This is a genomic window from Helicobacter suis (assembly GCF_902196135.1).
Classification (GTDB): domain Bacteria; phylum Campylobacterota; class Campylobacteria; order Campylobacterales; family Helicobacteraceae; genus Helicobacter; species Helicobacter suis_A.
The window spans coordinates 11,865-35,189 of the sequence record NZ_CABIKE010000012.1 but is presented as its reverse complement, the minus strand read 5'-3'; the positions used below and the strand labels follow the sequence as shown (position 1 = coordinate 35,189).

General features: G+C 39.9%; 23 protein-coding genes. 10 read left to right on the top strand and 13 right to left on the bottom strand.

The annotated features are described in order from the left end of the window. Nucleotides 1-83 precede the first annotated feature (83 nt). From cheZ to G6Q06_RS07080, 3 genes are all read left to right on the top strand, one after another. Nucleotides 84-839, top strand: coding sequence for a protein phosphatase CheZ (gene cheZ / locus G6Q06_RS07090; RefSeq protein ID WP_006564345.1), 756 nt, complete (start codon nucleotides 84-86; stop codon nucleotides 837-839). A 20-nt stretch (nucleotides 840-859) separates the two neighbouring features. Further along, complete coding sequence (locus tag G6Q06_RS07085; protein WP_205435996.1) at nucleotides 860-2,125, top strand: peptidase U32 family protein; 1,266 nt, start codon at nucleotides 860-862, stop codon at nucleotides 2,123-2,125. A gap of 81 nt (nucleotides 2,126-2,206) precedes the next feature. Further along, nucleotides 2,207-2,362 carry a hypothetical protein gene (locus G6Q06_RS07080; RefSeq protein WP_163566137.1) on the top strand — a complete coding sequence of 52 codons (156 nt, stop codon included), beginning with the start codon at nucleotides 2,207-2,209 and terminating at the stop codon, nucleotides 2,360-2,362. A gap of 114 nt (nucleotides 2,363-2,476) precedes the next feature. Here G6Q06_RS07080 and G6Q06_RS07075 read toward each other — a convergent pair whose 3' ends face one another. Further along, nucleotides 2,477-3,502: a glycosyltransferase family 9 protein gene (locus G6Q06_RS07075; RefSeq protein WP_163566154.1), complete on the bottom strand. Its 1,026-nt coding sequence runs from the start codon at nucleotides 3,500-3,502 to the stop codon at nucleotides 2,477-2,479. Between the two features lie 87 nt (nucleotides 3,503-3,589). Then, complete coding sequence (locus G6Q06_RS08635) at nucleotides 3,590-4,876, bottom strand: glycosyltransferase family 4 protein (RefSeq protein ID WP_240329324.1); 1,287 nt, start codon at nucleotides 4,874-4,876, stop codon at nucleotides 3,590-3,592. A gap of 80 nt (nucleotides 4,877-4,956) precedes the next feature. On the opposite strand from G6Q06_RS08635, the gene G6Q06_RS07065 reads away from it, so the two are divergent. Both G6Q06_RS07065 and G6Q06_RS07060 read left to right on the top strand, forming a co-directional pair. After that, on the top strand, nucleotides 4,957-5,142 hold the full coding sequence (locus tag G6Q06_RS07065; RefSeq protein WP_163533667.1) for a hypothetical protein: 186 nt from the start codon (nucleotides 4,957-4,959) through the stop codon (nucleotides 5,140-5,142). A 491-nt stretch (nucleotides 5,143-5,633) separates the two neighbouring features. After that, nucleotides 5,634-6,518 (top strand): glycosyltransferase family 25 protein, encoded by an 885-nt coding sequence (locus G6Q06_RS07060; protein ID WP_163566153.1) that lies wholly within the window; start codon nucleotides 5,634-5,636, stop codon nucleotides 6,516-6,518. Here G6Q06_RS07060 and G6Q06_RS07055 read toward each other — a convergent pair. Further along, the gene (locus G6Q06_RS07055) at nucleotides 6,515-7,756 is read right to left on the bottom strand and encodes a glycosyltransferase family 4 protein (RefSeq protein ID WP_163564654.1); all 1,242 of its coding nucleotides are present in this window, start codon (nucleotides 7,754-7,756) and stop codon (nucleotides 6,515-6,517) included. The two genes, G6Q06_RS07060 and G6Q06_RS07055, sit on opposite strands and share 4 nt — an antisense overlap. Nucleotides 7,757-7,921: 165 nt before the next feature. Between G6Q06_RS07055 and G6Q06_RS07050 the strand changes: the two genes are divergently transcribed. Then, complete coding sequence (locus G6Q06_RS07050) at nucleotides 7,922-8,797, top strand: glycosyltransferase family 25 protein (protein ID WP_163566152.1); 876 nt, start codon at nucleotides 7,922-7,924, stop codon at nucleotides 8,795-8,797. A 122-nt stretch (nucleotides 8,798-8,919) separates the two neighbouring features. On the opposite strand, the gene hemE is transcribed toward G6Q06_RS07050, so the two are convergent. The 3 genes from hemE to G6Q06_RS07035 are packed head-to-tail and all read right to left on the bottom strand — an operon-like array spanning nucleotide 8,920 to nucleotide 11,909. Next, entirely contained in the window at nucleotides 8,920-9,939 is a 1,020-nt protein-coding gene (hemE, locus tag G6Q06_RS07045) for a uroporphyrinogen decarboxylase (protein WP_163564658.1), read from the bottom strand. Next, nucleotides 9,926-10,603 (bottom strand): 3-methyladenine DNA glycosylase, encoded by a 678-nt coding sequence (locus tag G6Q06_RS07040; protein WP_163564660.1) that lies wholly within the window; start codon nucleotides 10,601-10,603, stop codon nucleotides 9,926-9,928. Before G6Q06_RS07040 ends, hemE begins: the two co-directional genes overlap by 14 nt. Next, nucleotides 10,593-11,909 (bottom strand): M99 family carboxypeptidase catalytic domain-containing protein, encoded by a 1,317-nt coding sequence (locus tag G6Q06_RS07035; protein WP_163566151.1) that lies wholly within the window; start codon nucleotides 11,907-11,909, stop codon nucleotides 10,593-10,595. The genes G6Q06_RS07040 and G6Q06_RS07035 overlap by 11 nt, the downstream gene beginning before the upstream one ends. Before the next feature lie 115 nt (nucleotides 11,910-12,024). Here G6Q06_RS07035 and G6Q06_RS07030 point away from each other — a divergent pair, with 115 nt between their 5' ends. From G6Q06_RS07030 to G6Q06_RS07015, 4 genes are all read left to right on the top strand, one after another. Then, the gene (locus G6Q06_RS07030) at nucleotides 12,025-12,534 is read left to right on the top strand and encodes a flagellar FLiS export co-chaperone (RefSeq protein ID WP_240329322.1); all 510 of its coding nucleotides are present in this window, start codon (nucleotides 12,025-12,027) and stop codon (nucleotides 12,532-12,534) included. A gap of 184 nt (nucleotides 12,535-12,718) precedes the next feature. Then, a complete protein-coding gene (locus G6Q06_RS07025) occupies nucleotides 12,719-13,222 on the top strand; it encodes a Rieske 2Fe-2S domain-containing protein (RefSeq protein ID WP_163534625.1) in 504 nt (167 codons plus the stop codon). Between the two features lie 9 nt (nucleotides 13,223-13,231). Then, complete coding sequence (locus tag G6Q06_RS07020) at nucleotides 13,232-14,458, top strand: cytochrome b (RefSeq protein ID WP_163566150.1); 1,227 nt, start codon at nucleotides 13,232-13,234, stop codon at nucleotides 14,456-14,458. A 3-nt stretch (nucleotides 14,459-14,461) separates the two neighbouring features. Then, nucleotides 14,462-15,319, top strand: coding sequence for a c-type cytochrome (locus G6Q06_RS07015; RefSeq protein WP_163534627.1), 858 nt, complete (start codon nucleotides 14,462-14,464; stop codon nucleotides 15,317-15,319). Here the strand turns inward: G6Q06_RS07015 and thrC are convergent. The 7 genes from thrC to G6Q06_RS06980 all read right to left on the bottom strand — a co-directional run bounded on the left by thrC (nucleotide 15,316) and on the right by G6Q06_RS06980 (nucleotide 23,214). Further along, the gene (thrC, locus tag G6Q06_RS07010) at nucleotides 15,316-16,740 is read right to left on the bottom strand and encodes a threonine synthase (protein WP_163566149.1); all 1,425 of its coding nucleotides are present in this window, start codon (nucleotides 16,738-16,740) and stop codon (nucleotides 15,316-15,318) included. The genes G6Q06_RS07015 and thrC overlap by 4 nt on opposite strands. After that, the gene (locus G6Q06_RS07005) at nucleotides 16,740-18,437 is read right to left on the bottom strand and encodes an MBL fold metallo-hydrolase (protein WP_163566148.1); all 1,698 of its coding nucleotides are present in this window, start codon (nucleotides 18,435-18,437) and stop codon (nucleotides 16,740-16,742) included. Before G6Q06_RS07005 ends, thrC begins: the two co-directional genes overlap by 1 nt. Nucleotides 18,438-18,460: 23 nt before the next feature. Beyond that, nucleotides 18,461-19,525: a lipid-A-disaccharide synthase gene (lpxB, locus tag G6Q06_RS07000; protein ID WP_163566147.1), complete on the bottom strand. Its 1,065-nt coding sequence runs from the start codon at nucleotides 19,523-19,525 to the stop codon at nucleotides 18,461-18,463. Further along, on the bottom strand, nucleotides 19,522-20,127 hold the full coding sequence (gene mua, locus G6Q06_RS06995) for a nickel-binding protein Mua (protein WP_240329321.1): 606 nt from the start codon (nucleotides 20,125-20,127) through the stop codon (nucleotides 19,522-19,524). Before mua ends, lpxB begins: the two co-directional genes overlap by 4 nt. Next, a complete protein-coding gene (gene hypA, locus G6Q06_RS06990) occupies nucleotides 20,124-20,471 on the bottom strand; it encodes a hydrogenase/urease nickel incorporation protein HypA (protein WP_163564671.1) in 348 nt (115 codons plus the stop codon). Before hypA ends, mua begins: the two co-directional genes overlap by 4 nt. Before the next feature lie 11 nt (nucleotides 20,472-20,482). Continuing rightward, the gene (flgE, locus tag G6Q06_RS06985; protein ID WP_163534632.1) at nucleotides 20,483-22,639 is read right to left on the bottom strand and encodes a flagellar hook protein FlgE; all 2,157 of its coding nucleotides are present in this window, start codon (nucleotides 22,637-22,639) and stop codon (nucleotides 20,483-20,485) included. A 374-nt stretch (nucleotides 22,640-23,013) separates the two neighbouring features. Next, nucleotides 23,014-23,214, bottom strand: coding sequence for a hypothetical protein (locus G6Q06_RS06980; RefSeq protein WP_163566146.1), 201 nt, complete (start codon nucleotides 23,212-23,214; stop codon nucleotides 23,014-23,016). Between the last annotated feature and the right edge of the window lie 111 nt (nucleotides 23,215-23,325).

The following is a 23,325-nucleotide window of genomic DNA, read 5'->3' as shown; positions in this document are numbered from 1 at the left end:
ACATAGAACAAGCTTAGGTGTGCCATTAAAGCATTTATATAAGTAAGATAAACTATAATCGCCAGATTATCTAAGGAGGATAGATGACCCAGGAAGAATTGGATGCCTTGATCAATGGAGGCGGTTTAGAGATAGTAGAACCTCTAGATCGAGAAATAAATTCCTCTGATGAGGCAAAACAAAAAGAGGAAGAGCACACTCTTACTGGGGCGGAGAGTAAAAAAGAAACCGCTACAGAAACCGGCTATATGAAAGTGGATAAGAAGTACGCAGAGAGATATGGCAAGATTGATTCTGAGGAGTGGCCACCTCCCCCCCCTACTGAAGAACACAAAGTAGTACACCAGCTTGATGATGTAACAAAAGACTCTGAGGTTAAAGCTACCCAAGTTTTTGATCAACTAGATTATGTCAACATGAGTTCTGAGGGCATTTTAAAAACCCTTAAAAAAATCAAAACACCCTTGCAAAAACACTTAGAAATCTTTGAAATCCTAGCCGAAGCTTTCCCTCTCATCCAGACTTTTCAAACCTCTTTGAATGAAACCCATGAAATTTTACAAAGTATTGACTCTATCCAAGAAAAAGCCGAAGGGTGTTTAGATTCTTCTATGCAGGCTATGGATATTATGCAGTATCAGGATATCCACCGCCAAAAGATCGAGCGGGTCATTAATGTCATGCGCGCGCTTACCCAGTATATGAATTCTTTATTTGAAGGCAATATTGAAGATTCTAAACGGGTTAGCTCTGCTTCTTATATTGTTGGCGATGATAATGAAAGTGTAGCGAGTGAAAGCGATATTGAAGCGCTTATTGCTGCTTTTGGGAAGAAATAAAATATCTACCATTTATGCCTATCTCACCTGTAGAGTTGCTCGCTCCTGCTGGCAATCTTGCTAAACTTAAAATCGCCCTTGATTATGGCGCAGATGCGGTTTATGCCGGTTTGGGGCAATTTTCGTTGCGTAACCGCGCGGCTAAAGAATTTGATCTAGAGAGTTTTAAAGAGGGGGTGGATTATACCCATGCAAGGGGTAAAAAATTCTACGCTACTTTAAATGCTTTTCCCTTTAACTCCCAAATTAAACTTTTAGAAGAACACCTTAAAAAGTTAGCCGCTTGTCAAGTAGATGCCCTCATCATCGCCACTATTGGGGTTCTTAAACTTGCCCAAAAAATCACCCCCCATATCCCTATCCATCTTTCTACTCAAGCTAATGTCATGAATGTTTTAGATGCGCGCGCCTTTTATGAAATGGGGGTTAAGCGCATTGTAGCGGCTAGAGAGATGAGTTTAAGCGATGCGGTGCAGATTAAAGAGGCATTACCAGATTTAGAATTAGAGGTTTTTGTACACGGGAGTATGTGTTTTGCTTTTTCGGGGCGTTGTTTGATTTCAGCACTCCAGCATGGACGCGTGCCTAATCGGGGGAGTTGTGCTAATGATTGTCGGTTTGATTATGAGGTTTATATTAAAAACCCAGATACAAGCGTGATGATGCGCCTAGAGGAAGAAGAGGAAATAGGGACACATATTTTAAATGCTAAGGATCTCAATCTAGCTAATCATATCGCAACTATCCTAGATTCTAAGGCTATTAGCGCGCTTAAAATTGAGGGGCGTACTAAATCTAGCTACTACACAGCCATTACAACTAAAACCTACCGCACCGCTATTGAGGATTATTATAACAACCAATACCGCCCAGCCCTCTATCAAGCCGAACTAGCCACGCTTAAAAATAGAGGATTTAGTGAGGGGTATTTGATCAAACGACCCTATGAGAAATTAGACACCCAAAACTTTAAAACCGCTATCAGCGAGGGCGATTTTCAGGTTAATGGCGAGGTGTTAGATAATGGCTTGTATTTTTTATGTAAATTCACCACTAAGCCTAACCAACCCTATGAATTGGTTTTACCCTTTGGTGCATCTATAAAACCTATGGCTAATGAAATTGGTAAGATCTATTTTTATGAAAATAAATACTATCTTCAGTTATACACCATTCTTTTAGAAAATGGCACAGAATTAGAAGCAATTCATAGCGGTAATACAAATCCTGTTAAACTGCCTATCAAACTCCCCTCCCGCACATTTTTACGCACAAAACTAGTTTAGCCAAATTGCAATTAAGGAATAAAGAACAGGCTACCATGCTAGAGTGTATTTTGTAAAAATTTTTCTATTAAAGGAGCGTGCATGACCTTTGAAGAATTTCAAGAAAATTATATCCAAGATAAATCACCACAAATTAGGGGTTCTTTCTTTGAGGTACTCTCTAAGTATATGTTAGAGAAAACAGATACAGAAAATGCTTTTGAGAAAGTGGATTTATTTATTTGCAAACATCATTAATGGAGAGTGAATGCGATTAACCCAACCACACCTAATCTCCAATGTGCTTGACTATGAAATGATCAAAGCCGCGCTACAATCTGAGCGCTTTGAGGAGATCGCTAAAGTGGGGCGCTATTTCTTGCGCTTTGATCCATTGGCATTACTAATGACAAAAACAGGTCCTAGACCCAAAGCCACACTAAAATGAGGAATTGCCGTTTCATTGGAGACAATAAAGGATGCTTTAGAGAGCACATGCAAGAGTTCAATCCAAGTGGTCTTACCCGCTAAATTAATTGCCTCAGGAACACCGTCTATAATCTGCAGGGCATCTAAGACTTCTTTTTTGGACCCACATAGCACAATTTGAAAAGCAGGGGAGATTTTTTTGGCTAGGGCAATCCAAGAAGCAAGAGCCCACTTTCTCCTTGGATCGGATGCACCTAAAAAGAAGACACCATAGCTCATTGGCAAAGAAAGAGAGGTGTTAGCTGGCAATGCGTGGAGATGGAGTTGGATTTCTGTAAGAGGTCGTTGCAATAATTGGCTAAAAAATTCTTTATTGCGCTCAAATTCAAACAGCTCCTCTGGAGTGGTGTCTAATAAAGTAGTATAGGCCATATCACATGGTCTTAGTTTCTCTGTAGCTTCATGCCATTGTCTGGTCAGCTCAAGTCCCTTAGAGCCAATTTTATGTTGGGCATGGATAAGCCTGACCAAGTAGTCATCCCTGTAGGGAAAGCGGTGGTATGTAGGGACAATCACAATTTCATAGCCTTGCTTGTTTAATAAGTACAACACCTTGGGGCGGTAAAATAAGGCATGCATCCAATACCAGTTGCGCATATCTACAGGTATGATGTGATCCACACAAAACCTATCATAAGCGTGGACAATTTCTAAGAAGTCTGCATTACACAAAAAAGTGATCTCATAACCAGCATAAGCCTCTCTTAGAGGTTGCAAAAAATTTCTGAATAACACATAATCGCCTATTGCATCAAGCTTGATCAATAGCAAGGTTTTTGGGCGAATTCTTGGTTTTTTGATTTTACGCAAAACCCAGACCATAGCAAAACTCATGAGGAAAAATACTTCTTCTGCTAACTGACACAGTATGTACCATATTTTAAAAAGTCTTCTAACAAAGACTCCCAAATTACGCCCCTTTAATAAATTTATTTAGACTGAAAACATCACAAGGTATACCTAAACTCCAGCTAGTCAAATAGAAAGCATGGTTAATTACACAAACCCTAGCATCTCATCAATAATCTCCATATGCTTTTGCATGCTCTTGTAAGAATCAAATTTTTTAACACGCTCCAAGCCATTTTTTATGCACTGCTCTCGTAACTCTCCATCTGTGAGGACTTTTTCTAATTGCTTTGCAATGTCTTGGACATCATAAGGATCGCAATAAACCCCTGCATCCCCTAGAATTTCTGGCATGCAAGAGACATTGCTAGCCAACACCATGCACCCAGCCTGCATAGCCTCTAGCATAGGCCAACCAAAACCTTCAGCTAGACTCCCCCACCACAAAACACGGGCATGGGCATAAAGAGCATGCAACAAAGAATCGGAAACATAACCTAGACTAGTGATAAAGCTATATGGTTTTATCCCACAATGCTCTATCCCCACGCACGAACCCGTTTTTATACCCGGTCCTGTGAGCACCACTTTATAGCGCTGCTGTATTTCTTGTGGCAATAATTGGAACGCTTCTACTAATCTTTTCACATTCTTACGCACTGACCCAGCGCCAACTGCTAAAATAAACTCTCCTAAATGAGGTGGTAGATTTGCAGGAGTAGTGGTTTTGTAATCCCTAAGCCCATGGTAGATAACATGTACCTTAGAATCGGGAAATCCAAATGTTTTAAGAATGTCTGCTCTGACATGCTCGCTAAAACAAACCACCGTATCATAAGTAGACATTCTGGGCTGAACATAGTACTCCCAACGGGCTTGATCATCTCGGGATATTAACCAGCTTTGCGGATCGCATAAGGGCAAGTCGTGGATAGCTCCCAGGATTTTTTTAGCCTTGAGGGGAACAATCATAAACCCCGGTTCAATGTAGAGGTCAAAAGTCTCATTGCAAAGAGCCTCGCAACGCTTCACAAACAAAAACCCTATACCATAACGGTACTTCAAAAAATAAAATCTCTGTGATAATGATTCCTTAAGGAATTTTTTAATGGAGCGATAAATCTTGCCCAGAATGCGCCTTAAAATGTGCGGCTTGGCATATTGGGTTAATTTTTCAGAAACGTGATTAGTATCTTGCAGGGGATGTTGCTGCTCAAATTCTGCTAGACTATCAAAAAACACAGGGCCACGAAAAAACGCAGGACTACCAAAAAATGCGAGATTATAAAGCTTATCTTGGGCAACAAGCTTGATTGTTATATCATTTCGATTTTTAAAATGCTTCTCTAAAGATTGAACTAAATTCAGAGTATAGTACCCAAGACCCGTCAGATCTTCTAAAAGAACGGTTACATCGATTACAATCTTTTTCAAAAAAAACACTACCTCCAATTTAGACTACATAGTTGTATGATACTAAGGGGATACTTAAATGACGCTCACCAAAGGGCATATTGTTAAGTCTAAACGCCCTGAACAAAGGCGCTAGAGAATACAAGGCAGAAATCACCCGCCAAAGTATCCTAAAGGTTAAAAACGCTAAAGATTTAAGTGAGGAACAGAAAAGCCAAATTTATAAAGATAGAAATATTTTTACCAGTGCTTTTAATAGCCTGTTTAAAGCTATTAGCGTGGGCTAATTGTGTGATCATTTTTCCTACCCCTCTTGGGGATTTGCCCCGCCACAATTAGGCGGTTTTTTCAAATACCTTTGAATTAGACTAGCTAGCTAAAAGGTTTAAAGGCCTCTTAGGTTTAGGGGGATTGGGGGGTTGGGATTTAGTTGGGGGGGAGTGATGATAAGATAAAATCTGTATTCCATGTCAAAATAGCTGAATTGATCAGCAAATCACACTTAAAATTTTGCACAAAATTTTGATACTTAAGTTGCCGCTAGAGATAGAACTTAATTTCCCTTCTCTAGTAATTTTTGTCTCCCCATACATGCCTGTTGTGATCACATATACTAGATGCCCTGCCTTAGCAAGCGCTAAGCTAAGCCCATAATCTGCGCGACTAATCCAATCTGCAAGGGGTGGTGTTGTTCGGTGGTAAAGAGGATGGTCATAAACATTCCTTGTTTTTGGACGATTATAGCCAATTAAACCAGTGTAACTTGAAAGGATCGCGCTTGCTAGACTCTTTAGATATTTATATTATTTCTCTAAAAAATAGTAAGAGATACGCCACTTGCCAAGCTATTGTAGACAATCCACCGCCAAACAACCACCCTATTAAGTTTAATTTCCATATTTTTGATGCCATTGACAAACATAGCCATTACTTTAAAAGAGATTTAGGCTATACCGGACTTATTGAAAATTCCTACAAGCCTGAGTGGCAAATAGGAGAATCTTGGTTTGAAAGCCTTGATGGTAGAGAGATGTTACCTGAAGAGCTAGGTTGTTATGCTAGCCAATATATGCTCTGGATCAAATGCATAGAATCTAATAAACCCATTTGTATCTTAGAAGATGACCTTGGATTGCAACCTAATTTTTATCAGAGTTTGATAGACTGCCTCTCAAGTCCATTTGATCTAGTGCGGCTTTGGGCAGGTTTTTCATATGGAGTGGATGGCTCTAGTTTCATCATTACTACACACCATGGAGAACAGGCGTGTTTAGCAAATCCAGCAAGGGAAATTATTTTCTTAAGGCATTTTTACCTTTCTGTGCTAGATACTTATGGCAACATGGCTTACTACATTACCCCAAAAGCAGCAAGAACTTTAGTGAGTTTTAGTCTCCACTGGTGTGAACCGGTAGATCAGTTTTTTAACAAAATTCATGCCCATAAAATCCCCTGCATGCTTTATATCCCTTTTAGTGTGCGTCCTGATACTCATAACACACAATCTACAATCTACTCTCAAGAAAATGCTACTTTACTCCAAAACGATCCCATCTATAAGAAAAAAACAAAAGTAAGCTACTGGAGAATTTTATTTGAAAGAATACGCAGGATGTACTATTACCACTATTTTACAAGACAATACGCGTCGCTAATAGATTAGACGATTAATTCTTGAGCGATTTTTTCGTAGGTGTAGTTTTTGATTCTAGCATGCAAGCTTGTAGCCATGCCGTTGTAATAATCAGGGTTATTTAATAAACAATCGATCATGTGAGCCATTTCTAAAGAATCTTTAACTACCAAATCTGGATCAGTATCCGCCCCCATGCAGATAATAGGCACTCCAAAAGAAAGGCTTTTTAAAACCATAACGGGAAAACTTTTATAAGAAGACAAAGAGGCAGCATGTAAAAATAGGGTAGTATTTTGGAGTAACTCAAAAGCACGTTTTTCGTTTACATGAAGCAGATAAACTTCCCTATAGCCATGTTGTGTATCTAGCTTAGATTTATAAGCTTGCACAGACTGCAAGTTATAACCTGAAACATGGCCACCAGCTAATATGAGCGGAAGTTTTGTACTACTAGCATAGAAGGCGTCTAAAAGCAGAGTGTGCCAATCAACTAAAAAGTGCGCTAAAGCTAAAAGATAAGGGCCTTTTTCCCAGTCTTGATTAGGGATAGTACTTTTTAAAATCTTAGGAGGATGGATGTCTTTTTCAAAAACACCATTTGGCAAAATACCTATATCAGAGCAATAAGATGCAAGATAGACATCAATACGACTTTGTGGATGTGGCAGAAAAAAGACTTTGTCAAAATATTTTAAGGAATTTTTAACTTTGTGCCTGAGTGCAGGGAGAGTGAAGATTTTATCATAAACATCAGGCTTGTAAAAGAAGTACTTCAAACCTTTTTTAATAGAGTTGAAAATAATTTTCTTGATATAAGCCTTGCGCCCTTTGCTCTGGATGTTAACTAAAATCCATTCTTCGTGGACTCTCACAACTTTCCTCTTAGCTTTGAGAGTAAGAAGAGAGTCTAAAATCAATAAAAAACTCCATGTGCAAAGCCCAGAAATCACTAACAAATCACATTCAAAAGATCTCATAAAATTTTTGTAGGCTTCACACTCGCCTATATAACCCCCACAAGAAGACTTTAACACAATTTCAAATTCTAACACAAATAGGTTAGTTTCTATTTCTATGGCTTCTTTATCGTTGATATAATGGACTACCCCTTCTCTCTTTATTTTAAAACCATCTGCAGAGTGGCTAGAAGTGATCATATAAACTTGATGTCCCTGCCTGGCAAGCACAGAGGTTAAACCATAATCTAGCGTTGCTGCTTCGGTGGAGAGAGGGTAGAATTGTTCTGTACAAAAAAGAATGATCATTGTATTCCTTCAAAACGGCTATTCTACAATAAAACTATTGAAAAACTAGTAGTTTTTTAGTGTGCAGTATGTACTAAAACCTTGAACGTATATTAAAAACACTGCATATGAGTGATTTAATCAAGTTTTGTTATACCGGTGGGTATTTTAAATTCAGAGGCAACCATGCTAGATTTTCTAGATATTTTCATAATCTCTCTCAAGAATAGCTCTCGGCACGCTTACTGCCAATCAATGGTAGAAAACCCTCCACAAAATTACTATTCTTTGGACTTTCGCTTCCATATCTTTGATGCTATTGACAAACACAGTTGTTACTTCCAAAAGGATTTAGGTTATACAGGATTTATTGAAAATTCCTACTCACCCCAAAAGTTAAAATACAGCAGTTGGTTTTTAAGCAAAGAGGGCAGAGAAATGATCCCTGAAGAGCTAGGTTGTTATGCCAGCCATTATTTTTTGTGGCTGAAGTGTATCACACTTAATAAGCCTATTGTAGTATTAGAAGATGACGCGGAATTGTTACCTAATTTCTATCAGAGTTGTATAGATTGTCTTAACAATCCGTTTGATTTTGTGAGGCTATATACGCGGTTTGAAAAACCTGAAGAATCTGCAATACTTGGTACAAAAGGCACAGAAATTGTGCCAAACCCAAATTCAGAAACGATCTTAAATAAATATTTTTATCTAACACATTTGGATATCAGAACAACGCTTGCCTACTACATCACCCCAAAGGCTGCCAAAGCTTTTATAAGTGCAAGCCAATTTTTTATAGAACCTGTAGATATGTTTTTACTAGAGTCTCATAGGCACAAAATCCCTTGTTTTACCTATATCCCAATGAGTGTATTTTGTTATCAAGATTACACAAAATCCACCATCATTACTCCAGAAAATATTGCGATTCTGAGTGCATTAAGTCAAAAACAGCAAAGAGGATTTTTGAAAAACTATAGGGTTGCTTTATGGACACGCATTGCTAATTTTAGAAGGTGGTGCTACTACCGCTATTTCTTGAAAAAACTGGGGGTGTAGGATAAATTTCGCCCTAATTATACCCAAGTCTAGAAAGGGCTAAACACAAGCCATAATCAGCTGTAGCCGTTCCTGTTTGCAGGGGATAAAACTGCTCAGTGCAAAGTAGAATAGTCATCTCTTTAACGCTTGGTTTTTTCATGTACTAAGCGCACGAGTTCTATAGCTGTTGTGCGGGGCAAATCAGCTAACATGCCATGCCCTAAATTAAAAATAAAGCCCGGATCTTTGCCCATCACTTCTAAAATGTGCATAACACCCTCTAACATCGCTTCTTGGTTATAAAGCCGTGCAGGCTCTAAGTTTCCTTGCAAAACATAACGGTGCCCTAAAATTCTTTTAGCTAATTCTAGGGGGGTACTCCAATCACACCCAAAGACATCAAAATCGCCGTTTAAATGCTCTAAGTAGCCAGAAATACCCTTAGGGAATACGATAATAGGGGTTGTTTTGTGCATGGTTTTAAGGGTATGGGTGATTTTTTGGATATAAGACCAGCCAAATTCTAAATAGGCTTTGCATTCTAAAGCATTTGCCCACGAATCAAAGAGCATGATCGCATCGGCTCCGGCCTTAATTTGCATGGAAAGATAGCCTATGATCTCTGTACTTAGCATGTCTAATAGAGTGTGCAAAAGTTTAGGGTCTGTATAGAGGAGTTTTTTACTTTTATGGTAGGTTTTACTCCCTTGAGATTCAACCATGTAAGTTGCTAAAGTCCAAGGCGCGCCACTAAAACCAATAAGGGCTTTGCTAGGCTCTAGCTTAGCGCGCACACTAGATAAAGTATCATAGACAAATTCTAATTTTTGATAGGCGGTGTGTAAAACTTGAATGTCTTCTAAGCTCTCTATGCCTCGTAAAAATTTAGGTCCAAAACCCGGAACAAATTCTAAAGGCAAACCCATAGTATGGGGCAGTACAAGAATATCGCTAAAAAGAATAGCCGCATCTACATCTAAAATTTCTACTGGCTGGAGAGTAATCGTACTTGCTAGATCAACATTAGCACATAAATCTAAAAAGTTCTTAGCCTGTTTTCTAATCTCTTGGTATTCACTTAAATAACGGCCGGCTTGGCGCATCATCCAAATAGGGGTGTAGGGGGTTTGTTTACCTAAACAAGCATCAATAAAGACCATTTAATTCCTTTAATTGAGGTTTAGCACTAGCGCGCATATACTCTACAATCTTCCCATGGAAGCGCGCATAAATAGCAGCTAAATCAAGTTTGTATTCATAAAGGGCGAGGGCTTTGTCTAAATGATTAGTAATGCCTTGCATAAAAAACTTTTGTAACATGCCATAGTCTTTAATTTCTAGCCCTAGTGATAATAAAAATTGATAAGTGTAGCGATCCACTACCATAACCGGCCGTAAACAAGCATAATTTAAAATCCCATCTGCACTTTCTTGGCCAATGCCTAATTGTTTTAAAAGCCACGCGCGATCAACTTGTTTTTGAAAAGTTTTAAAATCTTGAAAATCTCTTAAAATATTTTGGCTAAGCAAACACACATAACGCGCTTTTTGGCGATAAAACCCGCTAGGGACAATGTGGGGGATTAGTTTTTCTATAGGGATTGTGGCTAGATTGTGTAGTGTTATGTTAGAATCAGCGCTTAAAATCCCAGCTAACTTAAGATTTTCTAAGGATTTAAGTACCTGTTTAAAACGCGTATTCTGGGTTAAAATAGCCCCCAAGATCACTTCAAATTCACCAGCAGAAGGCCACCACAAAGCAGGTGCATTTTTGAGTAAATCTAAACTTTTAAGCACGCGTAGAATTTCTAAACTAGAGAGCATTATAAATGAAGCGAACCAAAACCATGCCACTAAAGGCATGATTTTTATAAATTTCAATACGATAAATCTTGCCCTGCCTATCAATAGAAAATTTCTTCTCTAGATCCTTATAGGCAATGCTCACCCCCACTTCATTAGGTAATTTTTTGCCATCATTGAGCGAAAAACCAATCACATTTACCCGGTAACCCTCCTTAGGTAAAACCTTGAAGGCTTCTTTAACTTCCAAAATGCTAGCCGGTGTAGCTGTTTTGATTTGCCCATCTACTTCTATTTGGATATCTCTAAGGCTGTGATCAAAGTTTAAATATAGGGGGGTTAAACGAGTCATGAGCTTGTTGCCATATTTGAGCCAAATTTGGTTTTTATGGGGCAAGAGACCTAAAATGTAGCTTTGAGAATCTAAGCTATTTTTATCTATAGCGACATGTTTGGGGAAGGGAAAAAATTTAAGTTGGGGGCGCAAACCATAGAGGGGCAATAAAATATTTTGATTGAGAGTAAGCGTGAGGGTTTTATCATTGATGAGGCGGTATAAATTAGCAGGCTTGAGGGTAAAATCTTTAGTGTAGGTGATTCCTAATTGTTGCATTAAGCCTTCAACGGCTAAAAGGTGGTAATAAACCCGCTCATTTAAGGGTAATTCTTTACTAGCTTCATGGGCAAAGGCGGGTTTTTTATGCCGGATAGCAAAATAAGTTAAAGCCTTTTCCATTTCTTTATCACCCCTAGCGGTGTGGGTATTGCGGATATAATGCCGGTGGAGAGATTTGAGTAGAAATTGGTTGATGTGGTGTGTGGTGTTGCGCGATATACGGCCTAAATGCCCAAATTTTACATGGGGGAGTTCTTCTTGATCAATAATAAAAGAGTTGCCCCAACGCTTAGGGTTAAGCAAGGCGCTTTGATAAGAGGGGCGATAAAACCCACTGCCATCATGGAGGTGTAAGATCACATTAACCTCAGAATCCATAATTGTTGCTTTGATTGATTGGATTAAAGCATACTCTGGATCACGGCGGCTAATATAGGCAAACTTGCGGTTTAAATCCCCATAAACACCGCGGTGGTTGCGTAGCATAGAATACCGGTTAAGCACAGGCACCACCCACACATTACCCGATAAGATTTTATAGTGCATTAAAAAGATATTAGTGGTGTTAAACCCACCCGGCTCATCACCTTGAATCCCACCCATTAAAAGCAAGGTAGGGGCTGAGTTATCCCCTTGTTTTTTAAACACATGGATACTAGCAGCCTTTAAAGAAGCGACACAGATAAGCAATAAAGAGAAAATAACTTTCATGGACCTTCTTCTACATCAAAATAAGCCGCCATTATACCTAAAACTCAACTAATCGCGTTGTATTTAAAGGGAATAAAAAATGCTTGTTTAGCGTATCTCGTAGCAAAGGATAAAAATGTTAAAACAAGACATGTTGCAGGCTTTTGAGAAACATTTAGGCGCGCTAGATACGCAAGAACTAGAAATGTTAGATACCCGGCAAAAATCTAGCAAGATTGAGAAATTTAGCCATGAAATTAAGAGTCTCAATGAAAGCATAGGGGCTTTACAAGTTTTACAGATTGCTTGCAATAAATTACTTAAATTAATGCCTCTATCAGATACGCAAGAGGGGCGCATGCAAATGCAAGAAGTCATTAATAAAGCGCAGTTTTTAGGCCATGTACTCTTTGATACGCCTTTAGTAGTTACATTAGAACAGACAAGCCTAAGTATAGAAGTGAATAATCCTCTAAAGAGTGCTTCAAATACAGAGATCTATTTACAAGAAAAGCTAGAGGAGATTAAAGAGGCGTTATTGCAAATCCAAGAGAGTGTTAGCTCTAAACAAGTCTTTAGAAAAACCCCCACGCTAAATACGCCTAGTTTCAATAAAGATACTTTAGACTTCATGAAAACATCTTAACACCCTTTGGAGGGGGAAATTCTAAGATTAAAGCACGGCTAGTTACATTACCTAACTCAAACAAATAAAGGTTAGTTTTTAGAGGGCAATACGGGCGCTTTGGCACTTTAGAAAACCCTGTAGCGATCAATATTAGGTTTTTTAATGTAAAATGGCGGTTTGCAAAAACAAAGTAGGAGCGATAATGGCAGAGATCAGTCGGAGAGATTTTTTAGGCATGGCGCTTTCAGGAGTTGCCGGCGTGGGAGCACTTGCTGGATTAGTGGCGATGAAAAAAACTTGGGACCCTTTGCCTAGCGTGGTGTCTGCAGGCTTTACAACCGTAGATGTTTCTAGCATGCAGGAGGGGAGCTTTTCTGCTGTGGAGTGGCGGGGCAAACCGGTTTATATCATCAAGAAAAAAGCGGGGATGAATTTTGATGCCAAACGGGATTTTAAAATCAGTGGGGGGGTTTTTACAGTGGGGGTACAAATCTGTACGCATTTGGGTTGTATCCCTAATTTTGAATCCATTGAAAAAGGCTTTTTATGCCCTTGCCATGGGGGAAGATTTACCAGCGATGGAGTCAATATCGCCGGTACACCTCCGCCTAAACCTTTTGAAATCCCCCCCTTTAAATTAGAGGGCAGTAAGATCACCTTTGGGGAAGTGGGGCAGGAGTATCAAACTATGGTTGCACACGCATAAGGAGAGGTTATGGCAGAGTTTAAAAAAGCAGAAGGCATAGGAGACTGGCTCGATCAAAGACTTGGGATTAAAAAACTAGTCAAAGTCTTAATGACAGAGTATTGGATACCCAAAAACATTAACTTCTTGTGGGCGATGGGGGTGATTTTACTTGTCCTTTTTACAACTTTGGTGATCTCAGGCATCTTTTTGTTGATGTATTATAAGCCGGATGCCAAATTAGCTTATGACAGCGTGAATTTTACGATCATGCAAGAAGTGGCCTTTGGCTGGCTGTGGCGTCATATCCACGCTACAGCTGCAAGTATGATCTTTGTGATTATCTATATCCATATGTTTGTGGGTATCTATTATGGCTCGTATAAAAAGGGCCGTGAAATGATCTGGATTTCAGGCATGCTTTTATTTGTGATCTTTAGCGCGGAGGCCTTTAGTGGCTACATGTTACCCTGGGGACAGATGAGTTACTGGGCAGCCTCTGTGATCACCGAGCTTTTTGGCAAAATCCCAGTCATAGGCCCTGATCTTTTAGTGTGGATTAGGGGGAATTATGTAGTAGCTGATGCAACTCTTACTCGCTTTTTTATGTTGCATGTTTTCTTATTGCCTGTAGTCATTATTATGGTTATTTGCATGCATTTTTATTCTTTGCGTATTCCCCATGTCAATAACCAAGAGGGCGATGTGCTAGACTTTGAGGAGGAGGAGAAAAAATATAAAGAGGGGCATAAAAAAGAGTCTAAAGTTATCCCCTTTTGGCCTGTATTTTTATCCAAAGATATTTTTGTAATCTGTGCTTTCATGGTCTTTTTCTTTTATTTGGTGTGCTACCACTACGAGTTTGCGATGGATCCTATTAACTTTGAGCGCGCTAATAGCCTTAAAACCCCGCACCACATTTACCCTGAGTGGTATTTCCTCTGGAGTTATGAGGTGTTGCGCGGTTTCTTCTTTAATGGAAACTTAGGTCTAGTGGCCTTTGGAATAGCCCAGATTATCTTTTTCCTTTTGCCTTTTTTAGATAATAGCCCTGTGGTTAGACCTGCTCACAAACGAAAAGCGTTTCAGGTGTGGTTTTGGTTGCTTGTGATAGATATGATCGTGTTAACGATTTTTGGCAAGCTCCCGCCTGTGGGCAATAACAAATATGTCGGGTTAGTGGCCTCTTTAACCTTCCTTACTCTCTTTTTTATTGTTCTGCCTTTGATTAGCCGGGCTGAAAAGAAAGGAGAGTAGGCAATGAAAGAACTCAAGATTTTAGTACTCTTAATTGTGGTTATAGGCGCGCTTTACTATGGGGTAGAACCCTACGCCCATTCGGTGATGGAACCAAAAACAGCCCCCGCAGATTTTGCCTTTAAGGATTTAAAACCCATTGATTTAAGCAAGGGCGATGCGAGTAAAGGCAAAAATTTAGTAGCACAAAACTGCACCGCTTGCCATGGCATTTCTAGCCAAAAAATCAAAGCACCTATGGATGCAAAGAGTGCCGGCTCAAGCTTTGGGGTGGTGCCTCCTGATCTCTCTGGTGTTGCTAGCGTGCTTAACCCGCAGTTTTTAGCCCACTTTATCAAAGACCCCACTAAAACAGCCAAACTCACCCACAAATATAAAGACAACCACCCCTATCCTATGCCAGCCTTTGCCCAGTTTAGCGATCAAGATTTGGCTGATATTGTGGCTTATTTAAAATCTATCGCGCCTAAAAAGTTAGGAGAAAAGGCTGTTTTTGAACAGGCTTGTATGCGTTGTCATAGCATGCAATATGCCAAATTAAAAGCCACGACCGATCCTGCCGATTTGCACCGCTATTTAGGAGCAGCTGTACCCGATCTTTCTATGATGATTAGAAGTCTTGGGCGCGAAAAATTAGAGGTGTTTATTAACGATCCACAAAAACTCTTACCCGGTACGGCCATGCCAAGAGTGGGTTTAAGTAAAGATGCCCAAAAACAGGTGATTCATTATTTAGAAAGAACAGGGGATAGCAAAAAACACCAAAGAAATACTTTGGGGATCAAGATTATGATCTTCTTTGCCGCGATGGCCTTTATTTCTTTCTTGTGGAAACAAAAAGTGTGGAGCGAGGTGCACTAAAGACTTTTAAGCCATGCCTCTATATGGCTGGCAATTTCAGGGATTTGCAACACTTCTAAATGGTGGGGGGTTTTCTTTAAAAGTGTTTGCACAGAGACGGGGGGTTTGATTTCTTTTTGCTCTAAGAGCTCTAAGGCCTTTTGATCAGAACAATTTTTGCCCTCTAAAGCTAAATAAATCGTGCTTGGGAATTTACTCCAAGAAGCGGTAGAGACTAGAATATGTGGGGTATTTTCTTTTAGCGCATTAAAGGCGGTGGCTGTGTGTGGATCAATAAGATAGCCATGACTGTTATAAATGTTTGCGATATTTTCCAAACAAGTTTCATCTGTGCAGCTATAGCTTTCAAAATGTTTTTGTAGAAGGCTAAGTTCATGCGCAGTGAGGCTATAAAATTGGTGTATATCAAGGGCTTGCATGCACTCTTGTGTGCGTTTAAAACCAAAGAGATGATAAAGCAGGCGTTCAACATTTGAGCTTTTTAAAATATCCATTGCTGGGGCATAGGTTTTTTGTAGACTTCTTTGGCGAATATCATAGACTCCAGTTTTAATAAAGTCCTCTAAAACATTATTAGCATTAGACACTACAGCAATTTTACAGACAGGTAAACCCATCTCTTTAGCATAAAAAGCCCCTAGGGCGTTACCAAAATTCCCACTAGGTACAACAATTTTAATAGGTCCTGCATAATTTATTGTACCTAAACGCACGAGTTCTAAATACCCCCATACATGGTAGACAATCTGGAAAAGCACCCGCCCAAAGTTAATAGAATTAGCCACCCCCACACTAAAACCTAGCTTTTCTAAACCATGTTTAAAATCTGGGCTATTTAGAAGAGTTTTAAGTAGACTTTGTGCCTTATCAAAATCCCCTTCTATCCCGTATACCTTAAGATTAGGCGCTTGTGCGGTTTGCATTTGCAGGGCCTGAATTAAACTTGTACCCTTAGAAGGATACAAACAAACCACAAAGACATTTTCAAGCTGGGCTAAACTTTCTAAAGTAGCCGGACCCGTATCCCCACTAGTGGCTACTAAAACCACTAATTTTTGTTGGGCTTTTTTAGCCCCCTCTGAGAGCAAAACCCCTAGGGGTTGTAAAGCCATGTCTTTAAAGGCTAGAGTAGGGCCGTGGTAGAGTTCTTGAACAAAGAGGGGGAAAGAAAAACCTTTGAGTTGTTTTAAGGGGGCTTGAATAGAGCAACGATTCAAGGCTTTTTCTAAACCATTTAGCCTAACTCCTAAATGCATACAAAGCGCTTTAGCAAGGCCTTTATAGTCTAAAGATAAAAATTGTGAAAAATCTAGCTTAGGCCACTTTTTAAGAGTATAAAGACCTTTAGAGGGGCTACTAGGATGTAATAGAGCCTCTTCTAAAGAAAGGCTAGCTTGGCTTCTTGTATCGTGTAGTTGCATCATTTGGCTTTAAGCGAAATACTATAGGGTTTGGGGGCGATATAGACATGGCTAAAGTGATGCCAAAAATTAGCCTCGTAAGCATCTGGGTTGCGTTCTATTCGGCAATGAAACCCGCGCACCATTTCCTCAAAGGACAAATGATTAGCCACAACACAGGCTAAAATTTCGCGCCGTACCCGCAAAATAAGCACTCTATGCCCCTTTAATTCCTTGATGATAAGGCGCACCGGGATAATTTTAAACTCCTGTGTTTCAAAATTAGCCTGCACAATGGGCGCGACTACCCGCTCAAAATCCTCGCTAGTGGGTACAAAGGTTACGATCTCCTTAGCCTTGTACTTAGCTTCCTGTAAGTGTGTGATGAGTTGTTTTGGATCGTAGGTGAACTGGCGGGTATAAAAATCTACAAATTCTTGTGGTTTTTCTTTTCTTAAAAGATGGATATCCTCGCGCCACTGGACTAAATCAGCGGTTTTAAATTCTAGGGTAAGGGTTTCATCAGGATTAAGCCATTTAACAGGCTGTTCGTGGTGGCTACGGCTAAAAGTCTCACAGATTTGCTGGCCTTCTTTAAAGGGGTTTTTTGCGTTTAGCTCCTTAATCGCGCTATCGCGGGGGCTATCTTGAAAATAAGGCGTAGCTATGGGCATGACATAGGCGGGTTTGCTTAAAGTTAGCAGGGTCTCTAGCTGGTATTTAAAGCCCTCTAGGCGCTGGCTGTGGATTTTCTTTTGCTCTAAATCATCCCCTTTTATGCAAAAAGGAAAACCTGAAGTTCCCCCGCTAAAGGGCAGACAAAGCAGAGTGAGATCGCTTGGCAAATTAAAGGTATTAAGGTAGTTTCCATAGGCATTGATGATCACATCATGCCCAGACAAGCACACATACAGTCCGCTATCCTCCAATCCATCGCCAGCAGCAAATACGCTAAATTGGAAAAAAGCACTGAATTCATAAATTTCTTGGAATTCTAAAGGGTAGATATTGATAAAACCTAAACTTCTTAGAGATTTCTCTATACTTTTAGAGGCAAAATTACCCACAATAAAGGGTTTGTCTTTGGGAAGAAGAGAGAGGGTTTGAGGGTGCAGGCAACTAGAACGATTAGAGGAGATAAAGATAAAATCTGCCTCCATTAAAGCTTTTATAGCTCCCTTACAGCTAGGTTTTTCTAAATAGCCACTCCCTAAAAAACTAGGCCCTACTAGCCATGGATCGGTGATGAGTTTAGCGCCCCCTGCTTCTATTAAAAGGCAGGCATGGTTAAAGTAGCGGATTTTAAAATCACCCTTAAAACTAGATTGGTAAGGGTTTCTCATATCAATAGAGGTTTGCACGCGCAAAGCCCGTCCTTCTATTTGGAAGCGCAAAGGTTTTTTAGCCACGCCATTTAAATAGGTAAGACTCTCAATGTGTAAAGCCCAGTTACAATAAGGGCAGGTGGATAAACTTTGTTTGTGCTGGAGCTTGCCCCCGCAGTGGTTGCAAATTTGATCGATGATCCACTCTACTTCAGGTTTTTCGCCTAACTGGACATTCTTTTTCATGTTTACAATAAATTGCCCGATGTCATTAACCCCTGCTAAAAGCCCCCTAGCCGGCACAATTTGGGTATTTTCAGAGATTTCAAACAGCCCAACACGGCGCATTTTAACGGGAGCTGACTCGTTCTTTTTTGTAGGCGAAATAGCCATGCATCACTCCTAATGCTAAATTTTTATAAAGTCTGCTGGATCCAAGTTGCCACCCTTTGCGCACTCCCGTGCTGTAAATAGGTGCGGATCTTTTGTGACTCTTTAAAAAAGCGATTTCTATCCATATTGTAATAAATTCTTAGCAAATTTTCCGGATTTACATCCTCTTGTACAAATTCGGCATGTAACATGGTTTTTCCACGCCCCGGACTTTCATTACAAATCGCATTATAAAAAATATTAGCAAGCCCGATACAGGTGAGTTTAACTAAACTCTTAGCGATAAAAAAATCAAAGGGTCTAGCTTTATAACCTAGTACAAAAGGCGTACCAATAAGAGCGGCTTCTAAAGTAGCTGTACCGCTACAAATAAAGGCAAAAGAGGCTTCATACAGGCTTTGGTGCGCGTTATAAGAAATTTCAAAGAGCTTAAGATCAGGGCCATAAAGAGCCTCTAAATCTTGATCTTTTAAGCTGGAGGGCACGATGAGTATACGCTTTTGATTAATTTGTTTAGCCACCTGTACAAAAACAGGAAAGAGGCGCGTAATTTCTTGTTTGCGACTCCCGGGCATAAAAACCACCCCCTGACCCTCTAAAGAGGTTTTTATCTGTGTGATTTCATCTAAAAGAGGATGCCCGACAAACTTCGCCTTTTCTTTGTAATAAGAAGTTTCAAAGGGCAAAATAGCTGCGAGATGATCGCAATGTTTTTCAATAATGGGCGCGCGGTAGGCTTTCCACGCCCACACCTGTGGCAAAATGTAGTAAAAAATGGGCTTATTTGGATATTGTTTTTTAATGCGTTTAGCAAGAGGGATATTAAAAGAAGAGGAATCCATAAGCAAAATCAGATCGGCTTTTTTGGCAAGTTTTGCCATAGCTTGCAGGGCTTTATAAAAGAATAAAAGCCGGTTAAAGACTTCTTTAAAACCCATAATAGAAAACTCTTTAGGGGAAAAAAGCGGGGTATCTTTAGGCAAAAGCGCATCATAAATCCCTAGCCACTCCACCTCCAAAAGATGTTCTCTTAAAACTTTTAAATGGACATTAGCACTCACCTCTAAGGCACTGACTAAAACCCTCATTTAGACTCTTCACCCTCCTTTGTATCCGGTTTTTCTTGACCTTTAGATTGTAAAAGATTTTGGGTTTTTAAGTCTCTAAGTTCAATTTTAAGGGTACTATTTTCTAAGTCTAATCCAAAAACTCGATCTTTAAGCATGCGGTTTTCCCGCAAGAGTACGCGGTATTGGCGGTAAAGTTGATCGCTAAAAAAGCGCTTAGCCGGGCGCGCTTTGGCTATGGAGTGATCTTTTAAATAAATCTCTACAGATTCTACCGGCTGGGGTAAAGGTTCTTGCTCTGAATCTGGAATTTCTGGCTTGTCTTTTTGCAGATGCAAGAGATCGCGCTGGATTTGATTCGAGAGCAATTCTTGTTTGATTTGCTTAATCTCCTCCTCTTTATCTTGTTTGTAGTTCTGTAAATCTTTTAAATTTTCTTTAATTTGTGCGACTTGGGCGCGTAAATCGCGCAACACCCCGCGGGCTTGTTTGATTTCATCTTCATAAGCCTGTAATTCTTCTTGGAATTTTTGCCGTTCCTCCTCAAAGAGTTGCACCACCTCCCAGTGCTCCTTCATTTTAGGTGCTTTTTTAATAAATTCCTGAAAAATCGCATCGATCACACCATCTCCAAAGACAAAAGTTGCATTTCTGTACCCTTACTAATCCGTACATTTTGCGAGCCACAGCGCATGCATTGCCCATATTCTAAAGTAGCCGGGATAAACACAAAAGAACAATCTAAACAAGTCAATTCTACTTTTTCCTCTACAATATCTAAGATCGCGTCTTTACAAATATCTAATTCTTCTTTAAAAGTCTCAAAAGCGCTCATAAAAAGCTGTTTATCCATAGCCGTGCGCTCCCCAATGCTCACCACCACCCTTTCTATTTTAGTGGCGTTATGTTTGCGCGCATGCGCTTCGCACAAATCCATTAGAGAGGAAACAACAGAATATTCATGCACTTAAAAATCTCCTATTGTTTGAGATTAAGCAAAGTATTTAAAATCTGATCAGAGGTGGTAACTGCCTTAGAGTTAGCCTGAAAACCTCTTTGTACCACAATTAAATTTGTCAAACTACGGCTTAAATCTACATTAGAAGACTCTAGCTTAGAACCAGAAACCCCGCCTCTGCGCCCCGTATTAGCCGCCCCAATGAGGGCTTTACCTGAGTTGCTTGTTTCAGAAAATACACTCCCCCCATCGGCTTGTAAACCCGCATCGTTGGCAAAATTAGCCAAAGCCACTTGCGCTAAAGAGAGAGTTTTACCATTGCTAAAAGATCCAAGCAACACCCCGTCATTATCAAAGCGCACATCCATTAAATCCCCCGCTTGGTAGCCATTTTGCTCAATGGCATAAGTCTCAGAGATTTTATCTACACTCGTGATTCCATCAAAGCCTCCGGCCGTACCAAAACTTAGCGTGATGCGCTGAGGTGAATCTGAACCATTATGGGGTGCAAATTGTAACACAGGAGGATTCATGCCGGCTAAACTCCCGTCTTTATTAAAATGTAAAATCCCCTCTTCAAATATATTAGGGCGATCAGGAGAACTACCCACAATTTCCCCGGGTTCAGGTACGATAGCTCTAAAACGCCACTCCGCTCCCCCTGTTTTATAAAATTCTAAGCGCATGCTATGTTTAGTACCTAAACTATCTACTAAATCAACGCTACTTGCATGGGTGGCATGGGTTAATCTGGAGGTGGAAGTAGAAACCCCCCCTTCAATTAAAGCAGCCGTATTAAGCGCGCCCATAGTTTTACCAAAGAGGACATTTTTAGTTACTTTATCAGAGGCGTAGTTGGTTACAAAGATATTTAAATTATCCTTAGTGGGATTTCCATCATCTTTATTGGCAATTTCAAACATGCCATGGCTATTAATTTTTACTGAAACAGAGGCAGCTGAATCTTTATAATTTTTGGCTAAACCGGGATTTTTTACGATATTGGCATCATGTTGCATGAGTGCGCGTAAATCCTCTGTTGTTTTAAATTGTCCGGTAGTAGAATCCGCATCAATGCCTTTTGTGTAGCGGTATCTAAAGGCGGTGATACTTTGATCACCCTTAGCAAAATTAGCAAAAGCCCCCGTACCTGCATGGGTTACTACGATATTTTTAACATGCTCATCGCCCTCTAAACTGTTCTTATTTTCTAAGCGCAATTGGCCATCATCAATATAAGCCTCAACTCCGGTTTTATTTTTCACAGCATTAATCGCATTTTTAGCAGCGGCTAAAGAAGTGATATGGGTTGTGGCTGAGTCGTTGCTAAAGGAAATTTTTGTTCCATTGAGCTCTAAAGTATTATTGCTTTTAGAGGATAAAATAGCCTTTTTCATGCTCGCATTTTTATAACTCACCCAAATGCCTTGATCTTCATTGAGTAAAAACGCATCGCCATCTTCATTAAATAATGACCCCATATCCTCTGCCATTTGGGTAAGATTGGTGGCTGAATCGTATTGGGGTTTGATTCCATCTGCAGGGGTTTTAGTTGAAGAATCAAGCATAAAAACATTGCCTACTTGATCGGCATGGCGTCCTGCATTTAAATTAGCACGCATCGTAATTTTACTGCTCGATCGCGCTGGCATTACCATACCCGGATCAATGCGGATATTTTGTAAAGGTTTTGTGTTATCAATTTTAAGCATATCCGTTTCGCTATCCTTAGAACCCATGTCTTTAGGATCGCGCACCCAGCCTTGCACCACATACCCCCCCGTAGTAACTAAGCTCCCATTTGCATCAAAGAGAAATTCCCCGCTACGGGTAAAATTGCGTGTTACGCCTCGATCAGGGCTAATGACAAAAAATCCATCGCCTTCAATGGCTAAATCTGTTTTGACATCGGTATTTTGCAAATTACCCTGAGAAAAGATTTTAGTGGTGGCATCCACGCCCACACCCAAACCCACAGAAAAGTCATTTTGCCCCGCTAAGCCGTTTTTATAGGGGGCGGTGGCGATGAGTTTAACTTGAGATAACATATCCACAAAAGAGGCTCTGGAGTATTTAAAGCCGGTGGTGTTGACATTGGCGATATTGTTGCTTTCAATATCTAGGGCGATTTGGTGCGCCTGCATTCCATTAACACCAGACCATAAAGAGCGGAGCATAGTGATCCTTTAAGTGAATTACTCTATCTAAGCAAAACTTATTCCGAGGAGTAGATAAACCCTAGTTTTGTGGTGATCTATGAATTAGGATAGCGTTTAAAAGTGATAGTAGAACAGGATGATCAAAAAGCTATCAAGTATTTTGAAAAAGCCTGTGAGTTAGGAGATGTGAAGCAATAAAATGATCAAGGCATGCAATTTGTTTGGCTTAAAAACCCTCTAGCTACTTCATTCTAAAAAATTTAACCCACTTTGCGGGCAAAGAGAGTTTTGTGCAAAATTAGACCCATTTTGGGTTTAAAAGATAGAAGCCTTAAAGTAGGGACTTGGATTATTACGCCTCTTAACCCTTAAACCCTACCTCAAAATCCTTTTTAGCTTGCTTGTGGAGACTCATGCTTGTCTGTTAGAAGATTAGGATACTCGTTTAGCGTTTGCTCCATTAAGCGATCAAAATCCATTAACGAGTTTATTACTTGCTCGACTTCTGCATCAATGCCTCTTATAACATGCCGTTCTTGTTCTCTTGTTCTCTTGCCATGATCGCCCTTTTTTTGAATTTTTCTTATTAACAAGCCATTATGGTATAAAAAACAAAATTAAAAAAACTTAGATTAATAACAATTGATCCCCAACCTTTTATCACCCAAACACCATAAAATCCCCAGTGCTAAACCTCTGCTTTT